The sequence below is a fragment of the Lentzea sokolovensis genome, assembly GCF_033949975.1.
Classification (GTDB): domain Bacteria; phylum Actinomycetota; class Actinomycetes; order Mycobacteriales; family Pseudonocardiaceae; genus Lentzea; species Lentzea sokolovensis.
In genome coordinates, this window is record NZ_JAXAVU010000011.1 from 1 (window position 1) to 22124 (window position 22124).

The window sequence follows — 22124 nt, forward strand, 5'->3', positions numbered from 1 at the left end:
TACGCATCCACTGTGCGGTTCTGGAAGAACCGAGCGGCATTCCGATCGCCGCAGGTATAATTCCATAGAGTTTCGGTGATCATAGCGTTGGGGAAACACCCGGTCCCATTCCGAACCCGGTAGTTAAGCCCTTCTGCGCCGATGGTACTGCACTGGTTACGGTGTGGGAGAGTAGGTCGTCGCCGAACATTCTTTCCAGAAGACCCCTGAGGGTCGAGCACTTCGGTGCTCCCCTCAGGGGTTTTTTGCGTGCCGATTTTCGCTTGCGCGCTCTGGTCTGATGGACCCATGGACGCGGTCGTGCACGCCACCCTGGAATCGTTCGACGCCGCCACCCACGATCGGCTGTCAGCCGATCCGGTGCGAAACACGGTGGCACTCACCTCGCTCGACCGCATCCGCCGCTCGCCGGCCACCGACCTCCTGCCGACCCTGATCACCTTCCACGACAACGGCGAAGTGATCGGTTCCCTGATCCGCACCCCGCCGTGGCCGTTCCAAGCGGCCGACCTCCCACTCCCCGCGGTGGAACTGGCGGCGAACCTAGCCGCGAGAATCGATCCGGACGCCCCAGGAGTGACTGGCCCGCGCGACAGATCCGAGGCCTTCGCCACAGCGACGGGCAAGAACTACACCGAGTCCCTGACCACCAGGCAGTACCGCCTGGGCACCCTCGCCCAGCCCACCGTAGAAGGCGCCGGACGGCTGGCCACCGAGGAAGACGTCGAACTCCTGGGCACCTGGCGCGAAGCGTTCCTCAGCGAAGCCGTGCCAGAAGCACCGAACGAGCCGGCGACCGAAGCCATGCGCGCCTCCCTGCGCCTGGGCAACGGCCACGCCCTCTGGGTGAGCAACGGCACACTGGTCGCCTGGGCCGTGGCCAGCCTCCCGCAGGCCGGCATGACGAGGCTCGGCCCGGTCTACACCCCGCCAGAACACCGCAAGCACGGCTACGGCGCCGCGGTCAGCGCGTTCGCGAGCCAGTGGGCGCTGAACCAGGGCGCCACCGACGTCCTGCTCTTCGCGGACCTGACCAACCCGGTCTCGAACTCGATCTACCAACGCATCGGCTACCAACCACTCGACGACTGGGCGGAGTTCTGGTGGAAGCACTGAGCCACAACGACATCAAGGACTTTCTTGCGGCAGCGGGCGACCTGCTCGCCGCCGACCCCGTGAACAACAGCGTGCACCTGACCGGTGTGGACGCGGCGCTGCGGGGACAGAGGACTCCGATCACGCTGATCTCGTTGCACGACAGCGGAACCGTGGTCGGCGCGGTCACCCAGATGGAGGGTCGTCCGCTGCACGTCGCCGCGATGCCGGTGCCTGCGGCTCCTGCGGTCGTGGACGCACTTCGGGACCGTGAGATCAACGAGGTCAGCGGAACACGGGACCGCGTCGAGGCCTTCCGCACGCTGTGGCGTGACGGTGGGAAGGAGCTCTACGCGCTGCGGCTCTACCGGCTGGAGGACCTGACGGTGCCGGACGTGCCGGGGGAGTCGAGGCTCACCACTCCCGCCGACGACGACCTGATCACCGAGTGGTGGATCGCCTTCGTGGCCGAACTGGACGGGCTTCCGCGGGAAGAGGCCGAGAAGCGGGCGATGGACAGCCGGTGGATGTCCGCGGGGCACGTCCTGTGGCTGGTCGACGGCGTCCCGGTGTCGTGGGCGGGCAGCACCTCCCCGGTCGGCGGGGTGTCGCGGGTCGGCCCGGTCTACACCCCACCCGAGCACCGGCGGCACGGCTACGCGGCCGCGGCCACCGCGGCGGTCAGCCAGTGGGCGTACGGCGAGGGCGTCGACCACGTCGTGCTCACCGCGGACCTCGCCAACCCCACGGCGAACTCCGTCTACCAGGGCCTCGGTTTCCGCGCGATCTCCGACTGGTCCGAGTACAGCTGGATCAGCTGAACAGCTCGGGCGCCAGCGGGCGGTTCCGGACGTGGGAGGAGAACACGAGCGAGGTCGTGGTGTCGCCGTAGCGCTGCATCACCTCGACGAGCTCCTCCAGCTCGACCATCGACCGGCAGACGACGCGCAGCAGCCAGCAGTCGTCACCGGTCACGTGGTCTGCGTCGAGGATCTGCGGCAGCACCAGCACCTGCGTGCGGAACCGCGGCGTGTCCAGCGACCGCACCCGCACGCGCACGATCGACTCGATCGGCAGGCCGAGCCGTGTGGGGGAGACGACCGCGGTGAAACCCGTGATCACGCCGAGCGACTCCAGGCGCCGGACCCGTTCGGTCACGGCCGGCGCGGACAGCGACACCTCGCGGCCCAGCGAGGTGAACGACATCCGCCCGTCCTGCTGCAGCAACGACAGGATCTTCCAGTCCACCGCGTCGAGTTCCACCTGGAAATCATAGGGAGAACGCCCAGAACGCCTGGACTTCCGCATGTCGGAGACAGGCACGTGCCCAGCAGGATCAAACGCATGACGAACGCACTGCGCTTCCCCGCCGCCGATCCCCGGACGGCCGCAACCCACTTCGCCGCCGAGCTCGCGTTCGAGGCCGACCCCGACGACGTGCACCGCGACCTCCAGGAAGGCAACACCCAGGGCTACGTCCTCGTGGAGACGCGCGCCCCGGAGGCGTTCGCGCAGGCCCGCATCCCCGGCGCGATCAACCTGCCCTACCGCGACCTGCCGTCCGAGCTCGACCTCGATCCGAGCCTCGTCTACATCTGCTACTGCGAGAGCTTCCAGTGCAACGCCGCCACCAAGGGGGCCCTCGCGCTCGCGCAACGGGGCTACCGGGTGAAGCGGCTGTCCGGCGGCATCACGGCCTGGCGCGAGGCGGGCTATCCGGTCGAGTCGGATCAGCTCGTCGGAGCAGGTGTATCCAAGGTCGCGTGTCATTGCTGACCTGGGCCCACCTAGGCTCAGGTGCGTGAACGCACCGCGCCTGCTCGTCCTTCAGCCCTCGCAGTCAGACCCGTTGGCCAAGCTCGGGGACTGGCTGGAGGCCGAGGGCATCGAGCTCGACCTCGTGCCGCTCAAGGACATGCCCGCGCCGCAGAACCTCGACGGCTACCAGGGCGTCGTCTGCCTCGGTGGTGAGATGGGCGCGCTCGACGACCTCGACCACCCGTGGCTCGCCGACGCCCGCCGGCTGCTGTCGAGCGCCGTGTCGAAGCGGCTGCCCACCCTGGCGATCTGCCTCGGCGCGCAGCTGCTCGCGGCCGCCACCGGTGGCCAGGTGCGCAAGGGGCCGCAGGGGCCTGAGGTCGGCGTGCTGCTGGTGGCGAAGCGCGACGCGGCGGCCGCCGACCCGTTGTTCGCCGACCTGCCGTTCACACCCGACGTCCTGCAGTTCCACAACGACGAGGTGCACCTGCTGCCGCCCGGCGCGGAACACCTCGCGGCGTCCCCGAAATATCCGAATCAGGCGTTTCGGGTGGGGGAGAGCGCTTACGGCCTTCAGTTCCACATCGAGACGACCCCGGAAATCGTCTTGAACTGGGCCTCGAAGGATCCTGATTCGGCATCCTGTGCGCGAGCTCACCACTTCGACCAGGAGTTCCTCGAAGAGGCCCACCGCGACTTCGAAGAGGTGTGGCAGCCGTTCGTCGGCAGATTCGCGAAACTCGTTCGGGGAGAACTGTTGCCGGCACTGGGTTCGGGCACACAACTTCCGTTGGTGTGACGTTACTTTCGTAGGTTTTAAGACATCCTCCGTTGGCGGTACCGTAATCTCCTGGACAGCTTGTTCGATCCAGCCGGAGGATCAGTGTGGATCCCGCACTTGTAGTGATCATCGTCGTTGTCACTGCTCTCATCTTCGACTTCACCAACGGGTTCCACGACACGGCCAACGCCATGGCCACCTCCATCGCCACGGGTGCCCTGAAGCCCCGCACGGCGGTCGCGCTGTCGGCGGTTCTCAACCTCGTAGGCGCGTTCCTGTCCGTTGAGGTGGCCAAGACCATCTCCGGCGGCATCGTCGACGACGCCCAGATCACCCCCGCCATCATCTTCGGCGGGCTGGTCGGCGCGATCATGTGGAACCTCGTCACCTGGTACGTCGGCCTGCCGTCGAGCTCGTCGCACGCGTTGTTCGGCGGCCTGATCGGCGCGGCCTGGGTCGCGTCCGGTGTGGACGCCATCCACTTCGCCAAGGTCGTCGACAAGGTCCTGGTGCCCGCGATCGTCGCGCCGCTGGTCGCCGGCCTGGTCGCGGCCATCGCCACGATCGTCGTCTACCGGCTGAAGAAGGCCGCGGACCCGCGCGTCTCGCACACCGGCTTCAAGGTCGGTCAGGTCGCGTCCGCCTCGCTGGTCTCCCTCGCGCACGGCACGAACGACGCGCAGAAGACCATGGGCATCATCACGCTCGCGCTGATCACGTCCGGCTCGCTCGCCCCCGGTTCCGGCCCACCCACCTGGGTGATCGTCAGCGCCGGTCTCGCGATCGCGGCGGGCACGTACCTCGGCGGCTGGCGCATCACGCACACGCTGGGCCGCGGCCTGACGACCATCGAGCCCGCACAGGGCTTCGCGGCGCAGACCTCGACCGCCACGGCCATCCTCGCGTCTTCGCACCTCGGCTTCGCGTTGTCCACCACGCACGTCGCGTCCGGCGGCATCATGGGCTCCGGCCTGGGACGCGACCGCCGCGGCGTCAACTGGGGCACCATGGGCAAGATGGCCGCGGGCTGGCTGTTCACGCTGCCCGCCGCCGGCATCGTCGGCGCCCTCGCGGGCAAGTGGGCGTCGACCGGCACGGTCGGCATCATCGGCGTCGCCGCCATCGGCGTCGCGGTGTCGATCTTCATCTGGATCCTGGCGCGGCGCGAGCCGATCAAGCCGGAGCACATCGTCGACGAGGTCGCCGCCCAGGCCGAGCTGCACAAGGTGGCGGCATGAAGGTCGACTGGACGGCGCTGCTCCAGGTCTTCGGCGCCACGCTGCTGGCCACGGTTCTCGTGGTGACGTTGTTCGTGGTCGGCATCCGCGCTCTGTCGGGTGACAAGAAGGTTCCCGCGTACGCGAGCTTCGCCGGTTGCGTGGCGGTCGTGCTCTACGGACTCTCACTGATCGTCTTCTAGCGGTGTGCGGGCATTAGGGTTGGCTCACGATGAGCGAACCAGTCCGCCACGCGTCCCCAGCAAGATTCGGGCTCACCGAGCCGCGCAGCGAGGAAGTGCTGCGCGGTCTGGGCCTGTGGGCTGACCGCCGGCCCACCGACGGCTCCGAGCCGGTCCTGGCGGCGCTCTCCCGTTCCCCGGACCCCGACCTCGCGCTGCGGGGCTTGGAGCGCCTGCACGCCGTCGCCGACTGGGACGCTCTGTCGGCCGCGGTGCACAAGGACGTCGCGGTGCGCGGGCGTCTGCTCGCCGTGCTCGGCTCGTCCACGGCGCTGTCGGACTTCCTCGTCGTGAACCCCGACCGGTGGCGTTCGCTGACCGACGAGGTCGACGTGTCGCTGGAGCTCGCCGACGACGACGTGCTGCGCACCGAGTACCGGGCGAAGCTGCTGCTCGTCGCCGCGAACGACCTGGCGCACGTCGTCGAGCCTGAGCTGCCGTTCGTCCCCTATGACACGGTGGCCGCGCAGCTGTCCGATCTGGCCGTGTCGGCGTTGCAGGCGTCGTTGAAGCTCGCTTCGGAGAAGGTGAACGGCGCCGACCGCTGTCGGCTCGCGGTGATCGCGATGGGCAAGTGCGGCGCGAACGAGCTGAACTACGTGAGCGACGTCGACGTCGTGTTCGTCGCCGAGGGCGATCTGGGCGTGGCGACCCGGCTGGCCAGCACGGTGATGCAGATCGCGGGCCAGTCGTGCTTCGAGGTCGACGCGGCGCTGCGGCCGGAGGGCAAGGCGGGCGCGCTGGTCCGCACGCTGGACGGGCACGCGTCGTACTACAAGAAGTGGGCGCGGACCTGGGAGTTCCAGGCGCTGCTCAAGGCGCGGCCGGTCGCCGGGGACGCCGAGCTGGGGCAGGCGTACCTGGAGGCCGTGCGGCCGTACGTGTGGACGGCGGCCGAGCGCGAGAACTTCGTCGAGGACGTGCAGGCGATGCGGCGCCGGGTCGAGGACCACGTGCCGTCGGGGCTGGCCGACCGCGAGCTGAAGCTCGGCCGCGGTGGACTGCGCGACGTCGAGTTCGCGGTGCAGCTGTTGCAGCTCGTGCACGGGCGCTCCGACGAGGACCTGCGCATCCAGGCGACGACGGCCGCGTTGGCCGTGTTGGGCCAGGGCGGGTACGTCGGGCGTGAAGACGCGGCCGAGTTCGGGCGCTCGTACCGGTTCCTGCGCACGTTGGAGCACCGGCTCCAACTGCAGCGTTTACTGCGCACGCACCTGTTCCCGGCCGACGACGACGTGACGGCGTTGCGCTGGCTGGCGCGGTCGACGGGGCTGGCGGCGGACGGGCAGAAGTCCGAGGGACAGGTGCTGCTCACGGAGTTCCGCAAGCACGCCAACCAGGTCCGGCGGCTGCACGAGAAGTTGTTCTACCGGCCGCTGCTGCAGTCCGTGGCGGGCGTGCCGACCGAGGCGCTGCGGCTGACCACGAAGGAGGCCGTGGCGCGGCTGGCGGCGTTGGGCTACACGTCGCCGGACGGGGCGTTGCGGCACATCCAGGCGTTGACGCAAGGGATGTCCCGGCGCGCTCGCATCCAGGGCGCCCTGCTGCCGGTGTTGCTCGACCTCTTCGCCGGCACGCCCGATCCCGACGGCGGGCTGCTCGCGTACCGGAAGGTGTCCGAGGCGCTCGCGGAAACCCCCTGGTACCTGAGGCTTCTGCGCGACGAGGGCGCCGTCGTCGAACGGCTCGCGGTGCTACTCGGCACCTCGCGCTTCGTGCCTGACCTGCTCGTGCGGGCACCGGAGGTGTTGAGGCTGCTCGCCGACACCGACGCGTTGGTCGGCGGTGATCCGCACTCGATCGGGAAACCCTTGCGCAGTGCCGTTTCCCGGTACGGCGAGGCGGCGCGGGCGATCGCGGCCGCACGATCGTTGCGGCGTCACGAGTTGCTGCGGATCGCCGCCGCGGACCTGCTGGGGTTCATGCCGCTGGAAACGGTGTGCGTCTCGCTGTCCGAGGTGTGGGGTTCGGTGCTGCGCAGTGCGCTGGACGCGGCGGTGCGCTCGTCCGGTGAAGCGGTGGCCGCGATCTCCGTGATCGGCATGGGCCGGCTCGGCGGGCACGAGCTCGGGTACAGCTCGGACGCGGACGTGATGTTCGTGTGCCGGCCGTTCGAGGGCGTGTCCGACGCCGAGGCGGTGAAGTGGGCGAGCGGGGTCGTGGAGAAGATCCGGCGGCTGCTCGGCGCCCCGTCGCAGGACCCGCCGCTGCAGGTCGACGCCGACCTGCGGCCGGAGGGCCGGCAGGGACCGCTGGTGCGGACGCTGGACTCCTATCGCGCGTACTACCGGCAGTGGGCCGAGCTGTGGGAGAAGCAGGCGCTGCTGCGGGCCAGGTTCATCGCGGGTGACGCCGAGCTGGGCGCCGAGTTCGAGGCCTTGATCGAGCCGCTGCGGTATCCGCCGGACGGCCTGGACGCCGCGTCCGTGCGGGAGATCCGGAGGATCAAGGCGCGGGTCGACGCGGAACGGCTGCCGCGCGGCGCTGACCCGAGCACGCACACCAAGCTCGGACGCGGCGGGCTCGCGGACGTCGAGTGGACCGTGCAGTTGTTGCAGCTGCAGCATTCCGGTGCCGTGCCCGGCCTGCGCACACCGTCCACAATGGCCGCGATGGAGGCCGCTGTCTCCGCTGGCCTGCTGGCCGCGGAGGACGCCGCCGCGCTGACCACCGCGTGGAACCTCGCGACGCAGGCCCGCAACGCCCTGATGCTGGTGCGGGGCAAGGCATCCGATCAGCTGCCGACGTCCGGGCGCGATCTCGTGGCGGTCGCGTCCGTGATGGGGTACCCGCCAGGCGGCGATCCGGGGGAATTCGTGGAGGAATATCGCAGGACCACTCGTCGTGCACGTGCGGTGGCGGAGCGTGTCTTCTACGGTGAGGGACTGTGAAAGCCATCGCGTTTACCCAGTTCGGCGACGCCGACGTCATGTCGTTGCAGGAGCTGCCCGACCCGCTGCTGGGACCTGACCAGGTCCTGGTGGAGGTGCGCGCGGCCGGCGTGAACCCGGTGGACTACAAGATCAGAGCCGGGTACCTGCAGGGTCTGATGCCGCACCACCTGCCGTTGATCCCGGGTTGGGACGTGTCGGGCGTCGTGCGAGCGGTCGGCATCGGCGTGCAGGACTGGAAGCCGGGCGACGAGGTGCTCGCCTATGCCCGCAAGGACCACGTCCAGTTCGGCACCTACGCCGAGTTGATCTCGGTGCCGGACCGGATGATCGCGCGCAAACCGTCCACCGTGGACTTCGTGACCGCGGCCGCGTTGCCGCTGGCAGGGCTGACGGCGTTGCAGGCGTTGAAGGCCGTCGGCACCGGTTCCGGCGACGTCGTCCTGGTGCACGCCGCCGCCGGTGGCGTCGGGCATCTCCAGGTGCAGATCGCACGCGAACTGGGCGCTTCGCGGGTGCTCGGCACCGCTTCGCCGCGCAACCACGAGTTCGTGCGCTCACTGGGAGCGGAACCGGTCTCCTACGGTGACGCGCTGGTCGACGCCGTGGCGGAGATCGTCGGCGGCGACGGCCTGGTCGACGTGGTGGTCGACAACGCGGGAGGGCTCGCGTTCGACCAGTCGTTGCAGCTGGTGCGCGACCGGGCGCGGATGACGTCCATTGTGGACGGACCGCGGGCGCTGGAGAACGGCGTGGTCAACACCTGGGCGCGGCCGAACGCGGAGCAGACGCAGTGGCTCGTGGATCTGGTCGCTGACGGAAAGCTGCGCGTCGAGGTGCAGCAGACTTTTCCGTTGGAGGAGGCCGTGAAGGCGCACAGGCTGCTCGAAGGTGGCCATGTACGAGGAAAAGTTGTACTGACCGTCTGAAATCTTCAGGTATTTCTTCAGGTTTGGGGGCACACCTGCCGGTGTGCCCCCTTTTCTGAACTGCTCAGTCCTCGTCGGAATCGGGGTCCACCGCGGGAGCGCTGGTGTAAACCTCGACCACCCACTCCTCCTCCAACGCTTCCGCGTCGTCGGCGTCGGGCACGAGCCGGTTGTAGACGCGGACACCGAGGTCGAGCACGTCAGCGGCCTGAACCGCTTCGAGAGCGTCCGGTGCCGAGTCGAAGATGTGAGTGGTGAGCAGCTGCGGAGCCGTGAATTCGGCGACATCTTGAGACACGGGCGGACCCTAGCGCATTGACGTTTCACCCAATCGAGATGAGACTAGGCCCGCTCAGTGGGGGAGCTGTAGTTCGTCACGGGGGTCTAGCAGAGGAAGTCATGCAGCATCGCAGGGTCACGCGCCGAGGAAAAACCGTGATCGCCATCGCGGGCGTGGCGGCTGGTGTGCTGGCACTACTCGGTGTGATCGAATATGCACTGAACGGCAGCAACTCCGCCGCGCAGCCCAACGTCACCGCCACGACGACCACGTCGAACGTCGTCGAAACCCCTGATGGCGCACTGGAAACCACCGAGCCGTCCGCGGACGTGAAGGTGCAGACGGGTTCGTTCAAGCAGCAGCGCGGCATGCTGACCGTAGAGGTCACTCGCGTGGAAGCGGCGAACGGCCGCGTGAAGCTGTTCGTGACGGCCACCAACGCCTCCCAGGCCAGAATGACCCTCCCCGTGGTCGGCATCGCTGTCCTGGACGATCTGAACCGCACCTATGCGGCGTCGAGCAGCAAGTGGGACGGCCCCGTCACGCAGGGCACCACCGCCTCGGGCACCGTCATCCTCGACGAGAAGCTCGGCACCGGTGTGAACTCGCTCACGCTGACGTTCTCGTCGATCTCCGGCCAGTTCGCGCCGACCGGCGCCGCCATCACGGTCACCGGAATCCCGCTGCCGAAGTGATCGGGCCCCGCTGCGCGGGTACGCCTGGTGCAACGGACCGACGCGTGGCGCGAGCCGGAAATGCCGGAGCCGGACGAAAACCCCGAGGACGTACGACGCCAGGCCGTTAGCCTGTCGCCGTGAAGTACCTGTTCTTCTGGGGCCACCAGCCCGAACGTGACGGCAGCATCGGCAAGGGCTGCCTCTCGCAGTGGTGGCCGTGCACGTTCGTCGTCGACGGCCAGGAGTTCGCCTCCGCCGAGCACTACATGATGTGGCGCAAAGCTTTGCTCTTCGGCGACGCGTCCGTTGCTTCGAGGGTGCTGGCCGCCCGCACGCCGGGCGAGGCCAAGGCGCTGGGCCGCGAAGTGTCGGGTTTTTCCGACTCCGCGTGGGAATCCACGCGGCTGGAGATCGTCGTCGAGGGAAACCTGGCGAAGTTCGGCCAGGACCCCGCGCTGCGTTCCTACTTGTTGGGCACGGGTTCCCGCGTCCTGGTCGAGGCCAGCCCGCAGGACCGCGTGTGGGGCATCGGCCTCGTGGCGTCGGACCCGCGTGCCCAGGACCCGTCCTCCTGGCTGGGCCTCAACCTGCTCGGCGAGGCCCTGATGGAGGTCCGCTCCAGGCTGTCAGCGTGAGGTAGGTGGTGAGTGCCGCCAGCGTGATCCCGCAGGGAACGAGTCCTTTTCGGATCAACCCGGGAATCTCGTCGAGCGGCACCCACTCCACCCGCGCGGCCTCGGCGGGATCGTGCTCGCCGGTCTTGGCCGCGTCCGTGCCGGTGAAGACGTGCGTGGTGTGAGAACTGAGGCCGTTCAACGGGTTGATCGTCACCAACGGCTCGACGCGGACCCGGTATCCGGTCTCCTCCTCGGTCTCCCGCACGGCCGCGGTCTCGGCCGTCTCACCCGCTTCGAGCCGACCGGCCGGAATCTCCCAGCCCCACACGTCGGTCGTGAAGCGATGGCGCCACATCAGCAACACGTGCTCGTCCCGCACCACGACCACCGCGGTCGAGGCGAACGGCAACCGCAGCACGTGATGCTCGAACCGCTCGCCGTCAGGGATCTCGACGTCGTCGAGGTCGACGCTCATCCACTCCGACTCGTAGATCCTGCGGGTGCCGTGCACCGTCCACTGCGTCACGCCGCAACCTCTATCACGCGGCCGTCGCCTCCTGCTCGATGAACCCCGCGGCCGCCCCGCCCGTGTGTCAGGGAGTCGGGGAGATCTGGCAGAGGAGAAGTGATGTTCAGCTACTCAGGGCCTGCCCGGCTCGTCTACGCGGACGGCAACGCGGTCGAGCTGGACCGGGTGGACCTGATCGAAACGGTGAACGACGGCGGGCTCTGGCAGTTGTCCGGCGCAGGGACCGCCATGACCGAGCTGACCGGTGGCGAGGCCCGGATCAAGCTGCCGACCGGCGGCGAGGCGGAGGTCCTGGTCTCGAACGTCCGGGTCAGCGAGGGGATGAACGGGGTGTCGTCCACCGTGACGCTGCTCGGTACCTAGACAGGCCGAAGGCCCGGCGGGAATCCCGCCGGGCCTTCGACTCAAAGCTCAACCGATCACACGTCGTAGTAGAGCGCGAACTCGTAGGGGTTCGGGCGCAGACGCAGCGGGTCGATCTCCTGTTCACGCTTGAACGAGATCCAGGTGTCGATCACGTCCGGGGTGAAGACGCCGCCCTCGAGCAGGAACTCGTGGTCGGCCTCCAGGTTGTCCAGCACCGCGTCGAGGGTGGCCGGGACCTGCTTGACGTCGCGGGCCTCCTCGGGCGGGAGCTCGTAGAGGTCCTTGTCGATCGGGGCCGGCGGCTCCATCTTGTTCTTGACGCCGTCGAGGCCCGCCATGACCATCGCCGAGAAGGCGAGGTACGGGTTGCCCGAGGAGTCGGGGCAGCGGAACTCGATGCGCTTGGCCTTCGGGTTGTTGCCCGTGATCGGGATGCGGACGCACGCCGAGCGGTTGCGCTGGGAGTAGACCAGGCTGACCGGGGCCTCGTAGCCGGGGACCAGGCGGTGGTAGGAGTTCACCGTCGGGTTGGTGAAGGCCAGCAGCGACGGCGCGTGGTGCAGGATGCCGCCGATGTAGTGGCGGGCGGTGTCGGACAGACCCGCGTAGCCGCTCTCGTCGTGGAACAGCGGCGAGCCGTCCTTCCACAGCGACTGGTGGGTGTGCATGCCCGAGCCGTTGTCGCCGAACAGAGGCTTCGGCATGAAGGTGACGGTCTTGCCGGCCTGCCAGGCGGTGTTCTTGATGATGTACTTGAACAGCATCAGGTCGTCCGCGGCGTGCAGCAGCGTGTTGAACTTGTAGTTGATCTCGGCCTGGCCGCCGGTGCCGACCTCGTGGTGGGCGCGCTCGACGGTGAAGCCCTGGGCCTCCATGTTGAGGACCATCTGGTCGCGCAGGTCGGCGTAGTGGTCGTTCGGGGTGACGGGGAAGTAGCCACCCTTGTACTTGACCTTGTAGCCGAGGTTGCCGCCCTCTTCCTCACGGCCGGTGTTCCACCAGCCGGAGACCGCGTCGACCTTGTGGAAGGAGCCGTTCGCGGTGGTGTCGAACTGGACCGAGTCGAAGATGTAGAACTCGGCCTCGGCGCCGAAGTACGCGGTGTCCGCGATACCCGAGTCGGTGATGTACTGCTCGGCCTTGCGCGCGATGTTGCGCGGGTCGCGGCTGTACGCCTCACGCGTGAACGGGTCGTGCACGAAGAAGTTGACGATCAGCGTCTTCTCGATGCGGAACGGGTCCAGCCGCGCGGTGTACAGGTCGGGCAGCAGCAGCATGTCCGACTCGTGGATGGACTGGAAGCCGCGCACGGAGGAGCCGTCGAAGGCGAGTCCCTCTTCGATCGCGTCGGCGTCGAACGCCTTGGCGGGCAGCGTGAAGTGCTGCATCACGCCCGGCAGGTCGCTGAACCGCACGTCGACGAACTTGACGCCCTCGTCGGTGATGAACTTCAGCACCTCGTCGGAATTCTTGAACACCCTCGTCGACTCCTTGACTATGGAATACGGCTGGCCATCGCGTGCGACCGTATGCGGGCGGTGTTGCCCGTCCGTCACTCCGATGTTTCGCCAGTGTTAACGGGGACGCTCAACCGGGCAAGGCGACCTGCCGGTGCTCACCCGTTGAGCACGGCTTTACTCTGGTGGGGTGAGCAGGTGGACCGGTTCGTGGCTGTCTGGACCTAATTCGGTGCTGTCGCCGGGTGACGACTCGAACGACGGCACGCAACAGCGCTGGCGAGGCGAGCGGCACGGCTTCCCCGAGAAGGGGCCGGGCTCCATCGCCTCGATCGGGCGGCGCACGTCGGCCATCTTCGTCGACTTCCTGCTGGCGGCCGGCGTCGCGGCGGTGTTCACCCAGCCCGACCTGCCGAAGAACTGGAGCCTGCTGGCCTGGTTCGTGATCACCGTGGTCGCGGTGGCGTTCTTCGGGTTCACGCCGGGGCACGCGTTGCTCGGGCTGCGGGTGGCGCGGATCGACGGCAAGACGTTCGTGCACCTGCCGCGCGCACTGCTGCGCACCGTGCTCATCTTCCCGCTGATCCCGGCGCTGGTCTGGGACGCGGACGGCCGCTGCCTGCACGACAAGGCCGCGGGCACCGTCGTCATCAAGGTCCGCTAGCGCACCTAGAACGTGAAGAGGCCCGCCGCACGAGATGTGCGGCGGGCCTCTTCGTGCTGGTGGGAGCGGGTTCAGCCCCGGCGGCGCATGGCGCGCTGGACGTTGCGCATCTTGGCGCCGGCCGGCATCGGGCCCTTGGGCAGTGCGGCGCCGCGGCTGGCCAGTGCGGCGAGGCGGGTCTCCAGCGTGTCGACCTGGGCGGCCGTGATGTTGCGCGGCAGCTTCATCAGCTTCGACTGGAGCTTCTTCAGCGGGACCTGGCCGTCTTCGGTGCCGATGATGAAGTCGTAGATCGGGGTGTCGCCGACGACGCGGGAGATGCGCTTCTTCTCCTGCGCGAGCAGCGGCTTCACCCGCTGCGGGGCGCCCTCGGCGACCAGGACGACGCCCGGCCGGCCCAGCACGCGGTGCACGGCGTCGAGCTGCGTGGTGCCCGCGACGGCGGGCGTGACGCGCCAACGGCCGCGAAGGTTCTCCAGGGCCCAGGCACCGGCACCCGGCTGGCCGTCCGCCTTGCGGAAGACGTTGCTCTGCACGCGGCGGCCGAAGATGATCACGGCCAGCAGCGCGCCGATCGCGACGCCCAGCGGCACGAACATCCAGACCGCGTCGAAGACGATGCCCAGGACCACGGCGATCGCGGTGACGCCCAGCAGGGCGCCCAGCATCATCGGGATCAGCGCCTTGTCCTCGCGGCGCTGCATCTTGAACGCCTCGAAGATCTGCTTGCGCCGTTCGCGTGAGGCCGCGCGGCGAACCTTCGCCGCTTCCTTTGCCGCCGCCTTGTCCTGCTTACCAGCCATGTGGACAGGATACGGCGCGGTGGTATCAGACTCGCATCGGCCGTCTGCGAGACTGCCGGGATGGACGCGTTGCTGGAGGGTCTTGATCCTGAACAGCGCGCCGCGGTCGAGGCCCCACGTGGCCCCGTGTGCGTGCTCGCGGGCGCCGGTACCGGCAAAACGCGCACCATCACCCACCGCATCGCCTACCTGTGTCAACGCGGTCACGTCGCTCCGTCGCAGGTCCTGGCCGTCACGTTCACCAAGCGGGCCGCGGGGGAGATGCGCACACGTTTGCGCTCTCTGGACGTGCAGGGCGCACAGGCCGTGACGTTCCACGCCGCCGCATCACGCCAGCTCCGCTACTTCTGGCCGCGCGTCATCGGCGGTCCGCGCTGGGAGCTGGTCGACCAGAAGATCCGCGTCGTCGCCCGCGCCGCGTCCCGGCTGGGACTGCCTACGGAGCCGGACGCGCTGCGCGACCTCACCAGCGAGATCGAGTGGGCGAAGGCGTCGCTGCTGACGCCGGAGGACTACCCGGTCGCCGCCGCTCGCGCCGCGCGGGACATCCCGGCGCCCGCCGAGCAGATCATGAAGCTCTACACGACCTACGAGCAGCTCAAGAACGAGGCGCAGCTGCTCGACTTCGACGACCTGCTGCTCTACACGGCCGGCGCGCTGGAGGACAACGCGGAGGTCGCGCAGGAGTTCCGCGACCGCTACCGCTGCTTCGTCGTGGACGAGTACCAGGACGTGACGCCGTTGCAGCAGCGCGTGCTCGACTCGTGGCTGGGCAATCGCGACGACGTGACCGTGGTCGGCGACGCGAACCAGACCATCTACTCGTTCGCGGGCGCCTCTCCGCAGCCGCTGCTGAACTTCGGGCGGAGGTTCCCCGAGGCGGTCGTCGTGCGGCTGGAGCGCGACTACCGGTCGACGCCGCAGGTCGTGGAACTGGCCAACGACGTGATCAAGTGGGCGCGTGGGCGTCCCGCCGGCTCACGGCTGCAGCTGATCGGGCAACGCCCGGAGGGACCGAAGCCGCGGTTCCACGAGTTCGACGACGAGCCGAGCGAGGCCGACGCCGTCGCGGGCCGCATCAAGACGCTGCTCGACGAGGGCGTCGCGGCGTCCGAGATCGCGGTCCTCTACCGCGTCAACGCGCAGTCCGAGGCGTACGAGCAGGCACTCGCCGGGCTCGGCATCCCGTACCTCGTGCGCGGCGGCGAACGCTTCTTCGAGCGCGCCGAGGTGCGCCAGGCGATGATCACGCTGCGCTCGTCGGGTGACGTCTCGGGGAGCCTGCCCGAGGTCGTTCGCTCGGTGCTGCACCGCGTCGGGCTCACCGACGAGCCGCCGACCGGTGGCACGGCGCGGGAACGCTGGGAGTCGTTGCTCGCGCTGGTCGAGCTCGCCGAGGAGTTCGCCGTCACCGTGCCCGACGCCGACCTGCCGCGGTTCTGCGTGGAACTGGACGTGCGGGCCGAGGCACAGCACCCGCCGACGGTCGAAGGCGTGACGCTGGCGTCGCTGCACGCGTCGAAGGGCCTCGAGTGGGATGCCGTGTTCCTCGTCGGACTGGTCGAGGGCACGATGCCGATCCAGTACGCCGACGGCGACGACGCGAAGATCGAAGAAGAGCGCCGCCTTCTCTACGTAGGTGTCACGCGCGCGCGTGAGCACATCTGGCTGTCGTGGGCGCTGGCGCGCGCGGCCGGTGGGCGCAAGTACCGCCGCCGTTCGCGGTTCCTCTACAACCTCGTTCCCGAGAACCACCCGGCCGCACGCGTATCCGCCGCCGCTCAGCGCCCTCCTCTCATGAAGAAGGAGAAGCCGACCTGCCGCGTGTGCGCGTCGACGCTGGTCGACGCGCAGGCCGTCAAGCTCGGCCGATGCAGGTCCTGCCCGTCCGATGTGGACGAAGAGCTGCTCGAGTCGCTGCGCCGATGGCGTGCGGGACGGGCGCGGGAGCTGAAGGTGCCCGCGTACGTCGTCTTCACCGACGCGACCCTGGTGGCGATCGCGGAGCAGCGACCCACGGATTCGGCCGGACTCGTCGCGATCTCGGGCATCGGCGCCTCCAAGCTTGATAAGTTCGGCGACGACGTGTTGGGCCTGGTCCGAGACGGTGTCGGGTACTCCGCCACCTGATCGGGACAAGTTTCGTTAAATAGGTTGCGAGCCCCCGGGACGGGGTCATAACCTGCTCATGCCGGGTCCGGAGGACCCGTCTGGGGAAGAAGAACTACTACTAGCTCTCGATGCAGAGCTCTCTCGTTCGGAGGAGGTGGCCCGTTGTGAAGATCTTCAGCATCTCCCGCGCGCTCGGCCTCCCGTTGACCGAGGGCATCTGCACGTCCGCATCCGCTCAGGCCATGTGGCACACCTCTGCCCACAAGCCAGTGGCACTGCTGGGCCGTGAGCGGGGCACCGCTCTGCGCGGCACCGCTCTGACTGTCTCGGAACTGGGCAGCGAGCAGCCGATCGCGCTGCCGGTCATCGATGACGTCGACAACTACACGAATGCGCTGTCCGCGCATCAAGTGAGAAGGCTCCTGCCGACCCCATAGAGGGTCGAAGGACCACCAGGCTCACGAAAGCCGCGGACTCGCCAAGAGTCCGCGGCTTTCGTGTTTTTTGCTGTACCCCACACAAGGAGAAAACCCTGATGTTGACCGCGACTGTCCCGCTCACGGGCGAGACACTTCCGGACCTCGCGGAGGGGCTGGACATCCCCTGCCGCACCCACAACCCCGACCTCTGGTTCGCCGACGCGCCTGCTGACCTCGAGAAGGCGAAGTCCTTCTGCGGGACCTGCCCGGTCCTCGCGGAGTGCCTCGCCGGCGCGATCGCACGTCACGAGCCGTGGGGCGTCTGGGGTGGAGAGATCTTCGAGCGCGGTGTCGTCATCGCGCGGAAGCGGCCCCGTGGCCGTCCGCGCAAGGACGCGACCGTTGTCACTGCCAGCAAGACGGAGGCGGCGGCGTGAACACCGACCAGCTCAACAACAACGGCACGATCCCCGCCTACCTGAACGAGGGCCTGACACCCATGTCTCTGAATGAAGAACTCGTGCGAATACGAATACAAGAAGCCCAGAGGTTCGCGGAAGAGCAACGCCTGGCGAACCGCCTCGCGTCAGCGCAACGTTGGCGCAGGTTGTCGCGATGGGCGGGACGCAGAGCGGCTCGCTTCGACCTCTGACAGTCTCGAGCTGAGGCCGTCATCCACGAGAAGGTGGATGGCGGCCTCGGCCGTTCCTCCGTACCGTTCCCTTTGTGCCGCACCACACTCACGACGGAATCGACTGGTCCGCCCGCCTCCACGCGATGAGGCGCTACGGCTCGCTGCAGGCGGAGGCGTTGTCCTCGGTCGCGCGCAGGCTCGTCGCCCCACTACCGGACTCGCCGGTGGTGATGGACGTCGGCTGCGGCGCCGGCTCGATGAGCGTGCCGCTCGTCTCGGCCCTGCGCGAGCACGGCGGAGGCGTCCTCGTACTGGTGGACGCCACACCCGAACTGCTGGACGCGGCCTGCGCCGCGGCCCGCACCGAAGGCGACGGCGTCGTCACGGTGAAGCCCGTGCTGGCAGACCTCGCCGCGGAAGACCCGCTGTCGTTCGCCGGCCCGGTCGAGCTCATCTGGGGCTCGCGGGTGATCCACCACCTCCCTGATCAGTTGCGCGGAGTGAAACGCCTGGTAGAAGCCTTGGCTCCCGGCGGATGGCTCGCCCTGGCGGAAGGCGGCCTCGAAACCCGCTTCCTCCCGTGGGACCTCGGCGTCGGCTCACCAGGCCTCCAGGACCGCATGGCCGCGGCCCGCGCGTCGTGGTTCACGGCGATGCGCGAGAACATGACCGGCTCAGTCCGCCTCCCGGTCGGCTGGAACGTGGCCCTGGCCGACGCGGGCCTGGGCGAGATCAGCGCCTTCAGCTTCGTCGTCGACCACCCGGCCCCGGCCAAACAACTCGTCCGCGACTGGGCGGTCGACCGCCTGACCTGGCTGTCCGAGATCACCGGCCCGCACCTGCACCCGTCCGACCGCGACGCGTTGCGCCGCCTGCTCAACCCCTCCGACTCGGAGTACGCGGGCGCCCGCGAGGACGTGTTCCTGCTGGAGACCGACACCGTTCACGTGGGACGGCGCCGGTGACCGCCTGCCACAGATGCGGGCGGCAGCGTTCCTCCGTTTCCGACCTGGAGTTCCTGGCCTGGTCGTCTGAACGGACCGGTGGGTCGATCGGTGGTTGTGTCAGGTCTGCTCGAAGACCCACGTGCGGGACATCGAGGGCAAACTGCCGGACGAGTACTGGCGCTGACTCACCTGGGCTCGCGGATCGCGCGACGGGGTGAGGTGGCTGGCGGCCCGTGGGTGTGGGCTGCCTTCGGTACACGTCCGAGCCAGGGTGGCGCGAGGTCCGGTGCGGGTCACGCGAGACGCCGATGGTGGATGTCGTTCGCCGGAGATGCCGTCTGACCTGGGTTTTCAGACATTGTGAGGTTCGGTGATCCGATCGCGCGGCGTTGGCGAGAGGGATCATGGGCGGTGAGGTGCCGCGGGCCTGTGGGTGGGGCCGTGCCGGGCACCGGTGCGAGCCAGGATGGGCAGGCGCGAGTTCCGGTGCAGCTCGCGCGGGATGCCGTAGGCGAATGTCGTTCGCCGGGCATGTCGTCTGACCTGCGGTGACTCAGACGTGGTGAGGGCCGGTGGTCTGATCTCGCGAAGGCTGGCGGGCAGAATCGCGCGGCGGTGAGGTGGGCGCGTGGGTGTGGGCCGCCGCTAGGTACAGGTCCGAGCCGGGTGTGGGCAGGTGCGAGTTCTGGTGCGGCTCGCGCTGGATGCCGTAGGTGATGTCGTCCGCCGGGCATGCCGTTTGAACTGCGGTGACTCAGATGTGGTGACGGTCGGCGGTCCGATCGCGCGGCGGGCCAGGTGACGTGAAGCCCTTCGGTGTGGGCCTGCGTCATGGGTGAGGGGCTGGCTCCGAGGCTTGTCGTGCTCGCGCGACACCGAACGTGACCCCTGCCGACCTGCGGCGACACCTACCGCGAGCGTCGAGGCGTCAGGTCGGGTAGAGGTGGCGTAAAGCCTGCCTGACCAGCGCCGTTCCTCTCCTGCTGCTCACCCGCAGCTCCTCCAGAAGATCCGCCGGTGAGCACAGCCGTGCTCCCACCACGGCGTCGAGGATCTCCACGACCGCGCGTGGGTTCAGCTCCCGCCGGGCCATGTCCAGGGCGGCCCGGGCGGGACCTGCCAGCCGAAGGCCGTGGCGCTCCACCACGTCCGGCGGGCGGCTGGTGCGTTCGAGCAGAATCCACGGATGTGCTCTTCGCGCATTCATTCCCGCGAGCACGTGAATGTGTCGCGGAAGAGGAAGTGCGGCGCCTTGGCGGACCAGTGCGTCGGCTCCCGTGATCACCGAGGAAGGGCCGGCGAAGGAAAGAACAGCACGCAGCCGATCGAGCCGGGTCGGTGGGGACGGCTTGGTCAGAACCACGCCGGGCAGCAGCTGCTGCCACGACCCGGCGGGGGTGCAGTGACGCAGGATCTCGCGCGGCGAGATACCGGATTTCCGCAGCTCAGTGGTGGTCGCGATGTGTGTCATGTGTTCATCGTGGCGCACTGGGAGGACGCTGAACCGGGCTGGAAGCCAACCTGTGGACAACTTCCCGCAGGTTCACTCGGACGAGTTAGTCGTCGAATCCCGGCTGCCAGCGCGCGACGATTTCCCGTGCGGTCACATGGGCGTCCAACTGGCAGAGAATGCCCGTCGCTCCCATTGTCACGCGGTGAATCAGCAGGTATTGCGGCGGCAGGTTCAGCGAGCGGCCCGTCTGCGAATCCGGGCTGCGCAGATCGCCCACCCGCTCGGCCTGCGACTGCAGCCAGCGGCGGGTGAAGTGGAACGACTCGGCGCGCAGCGGCTCCACGAAGGGCGCCAGGTAGCCGAGCACGTCCTCGCCGTGCAGTTCCATGCCCTCACGGATGAAGTTCTCGGTGCGCAGCAGCTCGACCAGGTCGGCGGAGCGGCCGTCCAGCGCCAGCCTCGTCATCAGGCCCAGGGTCTTCGGCAGGCCGTCGGGCAGGCGGGCGACGGCGCCGAAGTCGAGCACGCGCAGGCGGCCGTCGTCGCCCAGCATGAAGTTGCCGGGGTGCGGGTCGGCGTGCAGCAGGCCCGAGCGCGACGGGGCCGAGAAGTGGAACTCGGCGAGGAGCTGGCCCGCCAGGTCGCGGTCCTCGGCGGTGCCTTCGCGGATGATGTGGGACAGGCCCACCCCCGACGTCCACTCGGTCACCATGACCTTGGGCGACGAGGCGATGACGCGGGGAACCAGCACGTGCGGGTCGTTCTCGAAGGCCTTGGCGAACGTGCGCTGGTTCGCGGCCTCGTCGCGGTAGTCGAGTTCCTCCAGGTACCGGTCGCGCAGCTCCTCCAGCAGGGGGCGCACGTCGGTGCCGGGCATGATCGCCTGCAACAACCGGCTGAACCGCAGCAGCTGCTTCAGGTCGGCGCGCAGGGCCTCGTCCGCGCCGGGGTACTGGACCTTCACCGCCACGTCGCGGCCGTCGTGCCACACGGCGCGGTGCACCTGGCCGATGGACGCCGACGCGGCCGGGGTGTCGTCGAACTCCTGGAAGCGCTTCGCCCAGGACGCGCCGAGCTGTTCGGCGAGCACGCGGTGCGTGGTGCGGGCGGGCATCGGCGGGGCCGCGGTCTGCAGCTTCGTCAGCGCCTCGCGGTACGGGGCCGCCAGCTCGTCCGGCACTGCGGCCTCGAACACGCTCAGGGCCTGGCCGAACTTCATCGCGCCGCCCTTGAGCTGGCCCAGCACCGCGAAGACCTGTTCCGCAGTCTTGGCCGTCACCTCGGCGTTGACCTCGTCGGCCGCGCGTCCGGTCAGTCGCTTCCCCCAGCCGCCGACAACCCGGCCGGCCACCCCGAGCGGGAGGCTCGCCAGCTTGGCGGTGCGCTGCACGGCCTTGCGCGGAATCTCGGTCACTCGGCCATGTTATGTGCGGAGCACTGACAGTCAGGGTGCGGATACCAGCTTCGCCTCTCAGCGACGCCCGCCGCGAGGTCCAGTTCGAGAGTGGCGTTCAACACGGGCGGAGGGGCCAGGTCGCGGCCGCGGACGTAGATCAACGACTCCAGGATCTGCGCCACCGCCAGCGCCGCCGTGCCCGACGCGAACAGCACGTCGGTGGAGGCCGGTCGGCCCGCGAGCTGGGCGGCGATGACGGGCCACGCCGGATCCTGGTCGGCGCGGTGCAGGTCCGCGCAGTTCAGGCAGGACGAACGACCAGGTAGGACCAGCGGTCCGACGATGCCCACGCCCTCACGGACCCGCACGGCCAGATGAGGCGTCCGGAACGCCATCAGCGTGCTCACGAGGTTCGGATCGGGGACCTGCGTCGCCGCCAGCACCGTCAGATCGGCGTTGTGCGCGAGCTGAACGCTGGACACAGCCAGAAGCGAAGTGATGGAGAGGGCGAGGTGCCCGGACCCGTGGACCGCGGCCGTTCCGCCCCTCGAAGGCGGGCCGTCGTCGAGCAGGCCGGCTTCTTCGAGTGAGACGAGAACTTCACTCAACTGGGTGGGGTCCTCGCCGCGGGATTTCAGTCTTTCACCCAGTTCAGCGACGGTGTGGCGGCCGTCGAGGGTGATCAGTTCGTCGACCACCGCCTCGGGCAGCGAGTCGATCACGACGGCGTGTTTCGGGTCGGTGCCGACCTGGACGACGCCGGGGGCTCTGCGCACCACGGCCAGTCCTGCACGCACACGGGGTCTTGTGTCCACGAGGGTAGAGACTGGCAGGGGGCGGGGCCCCCTGCCAGCGCA

At 68.8% G+C, this 22124-nt stretch carries 25 protein-coding genes and 1 rRNA gene; 18 read left to right on the forward strand and 8 right to left on the reverse strand.

The window, feature by feature from the left end:
- The first annotated feature begins 71 nt into the window (after positions 1-71).
- The 3 genes from rrf to SK854_RS26730 all read left to right on the forward strand — a co-directional run bounded on the left by rrf (position 72) and on the right by SK854_RS26730 (position 1916).
- Positions 72-188 (forward strand): 5S ribosomal RNA (rrf, locus tag SK854_RS26720).
- A 100-nt stretch (positions 189-288) separates the two neighbouring features.
- Positions 289-1116, forward strand: coding sequence for a GNAT family N-acetyltransferase (locus SK854_RS26725; RefSeq protein WP_319977872.1), 828 nt, complete (start codon positions 289-291; stop codon positions 1114-1116).
- Positions 1104-1916 carry a GNAT family N-acetyltransferase gene (locus SK854_RS26730; RefSeq protein WP_319977873.1) on the forward strand — a complete coding sequence of 271 codons (813 nt, stop codon included), beginning with the start codon at positions 1104-1106 and terminating at the stop codon, positions 1914-1916. The genes SK854_RS26725 and SK854_RS26730 overlap by 13 nt, the downstream gene beginning before the upstream one ends.
- On the opposite strand, the gene SK854_RS26735 is transcribed toward SK854_RS26730, so the two are convergent.
- Entirely contained in the window at positions 1909-2358 is a 450-nt protein-coding gene (locus SK854_RS26735; RefSeq protein ID WP_319977874.1) for an Lrp/AsnC family transcriptional regulator, read from the reverse strand. The genes SK854_RS26730 and SK854_RS26735 overlap by 8 nt on opposite strands.
- An 81-nt stretch (positions 2359-2439) precedes the next feature.
- On the opposite strand from SK854_RS26735, the gene SK854_RS26740 reads away from it, so the two are divergent.
- The 6 genes from SK854_RS26740 to SK854_RS26765 all read left to right on the forward strand — a co-directional run bounded on the left by SK854_RS26740 (position 2440) and on the right by SK854_RS26765 (position 8913).
- A complete protein-coding gene (locus SK854_RS26740) occupies positions 2440-2871 on the forward strand; it encodes a rhodanese-like domain-containing protein (RefSeq protein ID WP_319977875.1) in 432 nt (143 codons plus the stop codon).
- Positions 2872-2896: 25 nt separating this feature from the next.
- On the forward strand, positions 2897-3652 hold the full coding sequence (locus SK854_RS26745; RefSeq protein ID WP_319977876.1) for a type 1 glutamine amidotransferase: 756 nt from the start codon (positions 2897-2899) through the stop codon (positions 3650-3652).
- A gap of 86 nt (positions 3653-3738) precedes the next feature.
- Positions 3739-4872 carry an inorganic phosphate transporter gene (locus SK854_RS26750; protein ID WP_319977877.1) on the forward strand — a complete coding sequence of 378 codons (1134 nt, stop codon included), beginning with the start codon at positions 3739-3741 and terminating at the stop codon, positions 4870-4872.
- Positions 4869-5054: a hypothetical protein gene (locus SK854_RS26755; RefSeq protein WP_258953450.1), complete on the forward strand. Its 186-nt coding sequence runs from the start codon at positions 4869-4871 to the stop codon at positions 5052-5054. Before SK854_RS26750 ends, SK854_RS26755 begins: the two co-directional genes overlap by 4 nt.
- 29 nt (positions 5055-5083) lie before the next feature.
- Positions 5084-7984: a bifunctional [glutamine synthetase] adenylyltransferase/[glutamine synthetase]-adenylyl-L-tyrosine phosphorylase gene (locus tag SK854_RS26760; protein WP_319977878.1), complete on the forward strand. Its 2901-nt coding sequence runs from the start codon at positions 5084-5086 to the stop codon at positions 7982-7984.
- Complete coding sequence (locus tag SK854_RS26765) at positions 7981-8913, forward strand: NADP-dependent oxidoreductase (RefSeq protein ID WP_319977879.1); 933 nt, start codon at positions 7981-7983, stop codon at positions 8911-8913. The genes SK854_RS26760 and SK854_RS26765 overlap by 4 nt, the downstream gene beginning before the upstream one ends.
- A gap of 64 nt (positions 8914-8977) precedes the next feature.
- On the opposite strand, the gene SK854_RS26770 is transcribed toward SK854_RS26765, so the two are convergent.
- Positions 8978-9211, reverse strand: coding sequence for a hypothetical protein (locus tag SK854_RS26770; protein ID WP_030481542.1), 234 nt, complete (start codon positions 9209-9211; stop codon positions 8978-8980).
- Between the two features lie 137 nt (positions 9212-9348).
- Between SK854_RS26770 and SK854_RS26775 the strand changes: the two genes are divergently transcribed.
- Together SK854_RS26775 and SK854_RS26780 are read left to right on the forward strand one after the other, a co-directional pair.
- Positions 9349-9888: a hypothetical protein gene (locus SK854_RS26775; RefSeq protein WP_319977880.1), complete on the forward strand. Its 540-nt coding sequence runs from the start codon at positions 9349-9351 to the stop codon at positions 9886-9888.
- Positions 9889-10007: 119 nt separating this feature from the next.
- On the forward strand, positions 10008-10505 hold the full coding sequence (locus SK854_RS26780) for an NADAR family protein (RefSeq protein ID WP_319977881.1): 498 nt from the start codon (positions 10008-10010) through the stop codon (positions 10503-10505).
- On the opposite strand, the gene SK854_RS26785 is transcribed toward SK854_RS26780, so the two are convergent.
- Positions 10453-11013 carry an NUDIX hydrolase gene (locus SK854_RS26785; protein WP_319977882.1) on the reverse strand — a complete coding sequence of 187 codons (561 nt, stop codon included), beginning with the start codon at positions 11011-11013 and terminating at the stop codon, positions 10453-10455. The two genes, SK854_RS26780 and SK854_RS26785, sit on opposite strands and share 53 nt — an antisense overlap.
- A gap of 102 nt (positions 11014-11115) precedes the next feature.
- Here SK854_RS26785 and SK854_RS26790 point away from each other — a divergent pair, with 102 nt between their 5' ends.
- A complete protein-coding gene (locus tag SK854_RS26790) occupies positions 11116-11379 on the forward strand; it encodes a hypothetical protein (RefSeq protein WP_319977883.1) in 264 nt (87 codons plus the stop codon).
- Positions 11380-11435: 56 nt separating this feature from the next.
- Here the strand turns inward: SK854_RS26790 and glnA are convergent, their stop codons facing one another.
- Positions 11436-12860 carry a type I glutamate--ammonia ligase gene (gene glnA / locus SK854_RS26795; protein WP_319977884.1) on the reverse strand — a complete coding sequence of 475 codons (1425 nt, stop codon included), beginning with the start codon at positions 12858-12860 and terminating at the stop codon, positions 11436-11438.
- 169 nt (positions 12861-13029) lie between these two features.
- Between glnA and SK854_RS26800 the strand changes: the two genes are divergently transcribed.
- Positions 13030-13503: an RDD family protein gene (locus SK854_RS26800; RefSeq protein WP_319977885.1), complete on the forward strand. Its 474-nt coding sequence runs from the start codon at positions 13030-13032 to the stop codon at positions 13501-13503.
- Between the two features lie 71 nt (positions 13504-13574).
- On the opposite strand, the gene SK854_RS26805 is transcribed toward SK854_RS26800, so the two are convergent.
- Positions 13575-14306 (reverse strand): DUF4191 domain-containing protein, encoded by a 732-nt coding sequence (locus tag SK854_RS26805; protein ID WP_319977886.1) that lies wholly within the window; start codon positions 14304-14306, stop codon positions 13575-13577.
- Positions 14307-14366: 60 nt separating this feature from the next.
- On the opposite strand from SK854_RS26805, the gene SK854_RS26810 reads away from it, so the two are divergent.
- The 5 genes from SK854_RS26810 to SK854_RS26830 all read left to right on the forward strand — a co-directional run bounded on the left by SK854_RS26810 (position 14367) and on the right by SK854_RS26830 (position 18436).
- Positions 14367-16436, forward strand: a complete 2070-nt coding sequence (locus SK854_RS26810; RefSeq protein ID WP_319977887.1) for an ATP-dependent DNA helicase UvrD2 — start codon at positions 14367-14369, stop codon at positions 16434-16436.
- Positions 16437-16582: 146 nt separating this feature from the next.
- Positions 16583-16855 (forward strand): hypothetical protein, encoded by a 273-nt coding sequence (locus tag SK854_RS26815; RefSeq protein ID WP_319977888.1) that lies wholly within the window; start codon positions 16583-16585, stop codon positions 16853-16855.
- 98 nt (positions 16856-16953) lie between these two features.
- Entirely contained in the window at positions 16954-17274 is a 321-nt protein-coding gene (locus SK854_RS26820; protein WP_093598193.1) for a WhiB family transcriptional regulator, read from the forward strand.
- Complete coding sequence (locus SK854_RS26825) at positions 17271-17489, forward strand: hypothetical protein (protein WP_319977889.1); 219 nt, start codon at positions 17271-17273, stop codon at positions 17487-17489. Before SK854_RS26820 ends, SK854_RS26825 begins: the two co-directional genes overlap by 4 nt.
- 74 nt (positions 17490-17563) lie before the next feature.
- Positions 17564-18436, forward strand: coding sequence for a class I SAM-dependent methyltransferase (locus SK854_RS26830; protein ID WP_319977890.1), 873 nt, complete (start codon positions 17564-17566; stop codon positions 18434-18436).
- Between the two features lie 910 nt (positions 18437-19346).
- Here SK854_RS26830 and SK854_RS26835 read toward each other — a convergent pair.
- The 3 genes from SK854_RS26835 to SK854_RS26845 all read right to left on the reverse strand — a co-directional run bounded on the left by SK854_RS26835 (position 19347) and on the right by SK854_RS26845 (position 22046).
- The gene (locus tag SK854_RS26835; RefSeq protein ID WP_319977891.1) at positions 19347-19889 is read right to left on the reverse strand and encodes a hypothetical protein; all 543 of its coding nucleotides are present in this window, start codon (positions 19887-19889) and stop codon (positions 19347-19349) included.
- 85 nt (positions 19890-19974) lie between these two features.
- Positions 19975-21285, reverse strand: a complete 1311-nt coding sequence (locus tag SK854_RS26840; RefSeq protein ID WP_319977892.1) for an ABC1 kinase family protein — start codon at positions 21283-21285, stop codon at positions 19975-19977.
- On the reverse strand, positions 21282-22046 hold the full coding sequence (locus SK854_RS26845) for a TOMM precursor leader peptide-binding protein (protein WP_319977893.1): 765 nt from the start codon (positions 22044-22046) through the stop codon (positions 21282-21284). Before SK854_RS26845 ends, SK854_RS26840 begins: the two co-directional genes overlap by 4 nt.
- Positions 22047-22124 lie beyond the last annotated feature (78 nt).

Bases quoted from the DNA above. Each gene is read 5' to 3' on its own strand.
- SK854_RS26725 (WP_319977872.1), top strand. From the start codon at position 289: ATGGACGCGGTCGTGCACGCCACCCTGGAATCGTTCGACGCCGCCACC.
- SK854_RS26740 (WP_319977875.1), top strand. From the start codon at position 2,440: ATGACGAACGCACTGCGCTTCCCCGCCGCCGATCCCCGGACGGCCGCA.
- SK854_RS26755 (WP_258953450.1), top strand. From the start codon at position 4,869: ATGAAGGTCGACTGGACGGCGCTGCTCCAGGTCTTCGGCGCCACGCTG.
- SK854_RS26760 (WP_319977878.1), top strand. From the start codon at position 5,084: ATGAGCGAACCAGTCCGCCACGCGTCCCCAGCAAGATTCGGGCTCACC.
- SK854_RS26790 (WP_319977883.1), top strand. From the start codon at position 11,116: ATGTTCAGCTACTCAGGGCCTGCCCGGCTCGTCTACGCGGACGGCAAC.
- SK854_RS26805 (WP_319977886.1), bottom strand. From the start codon at position 14,306: ATGGCTGGTAAGCAGGACAAGGCGGCGGCAAAGGAAGCGGCGAAGGTT.
- SK854_RS26810 (WP_319977887.1), top strand. From the start codon at position 14,367: ATGGACGCGTTGCTGGAGGGTCTTGATCCTGAACAGCGCGCCGCGGTC.
- SK854_RS26820 (WP_093598193.1), top strand. From the start codon at position 16,954: ATGTTGACCGCGACTGTCCCGCTCACGGGCGAGACACTTCCGGACCTC.
- SK854_RS26835 (WP_319977891.1), bottom strand. From the start codon at position 19,889: ATGACACACATCGCGACCACCACTGAGCTGCGGAAATCCGGTATCTCG.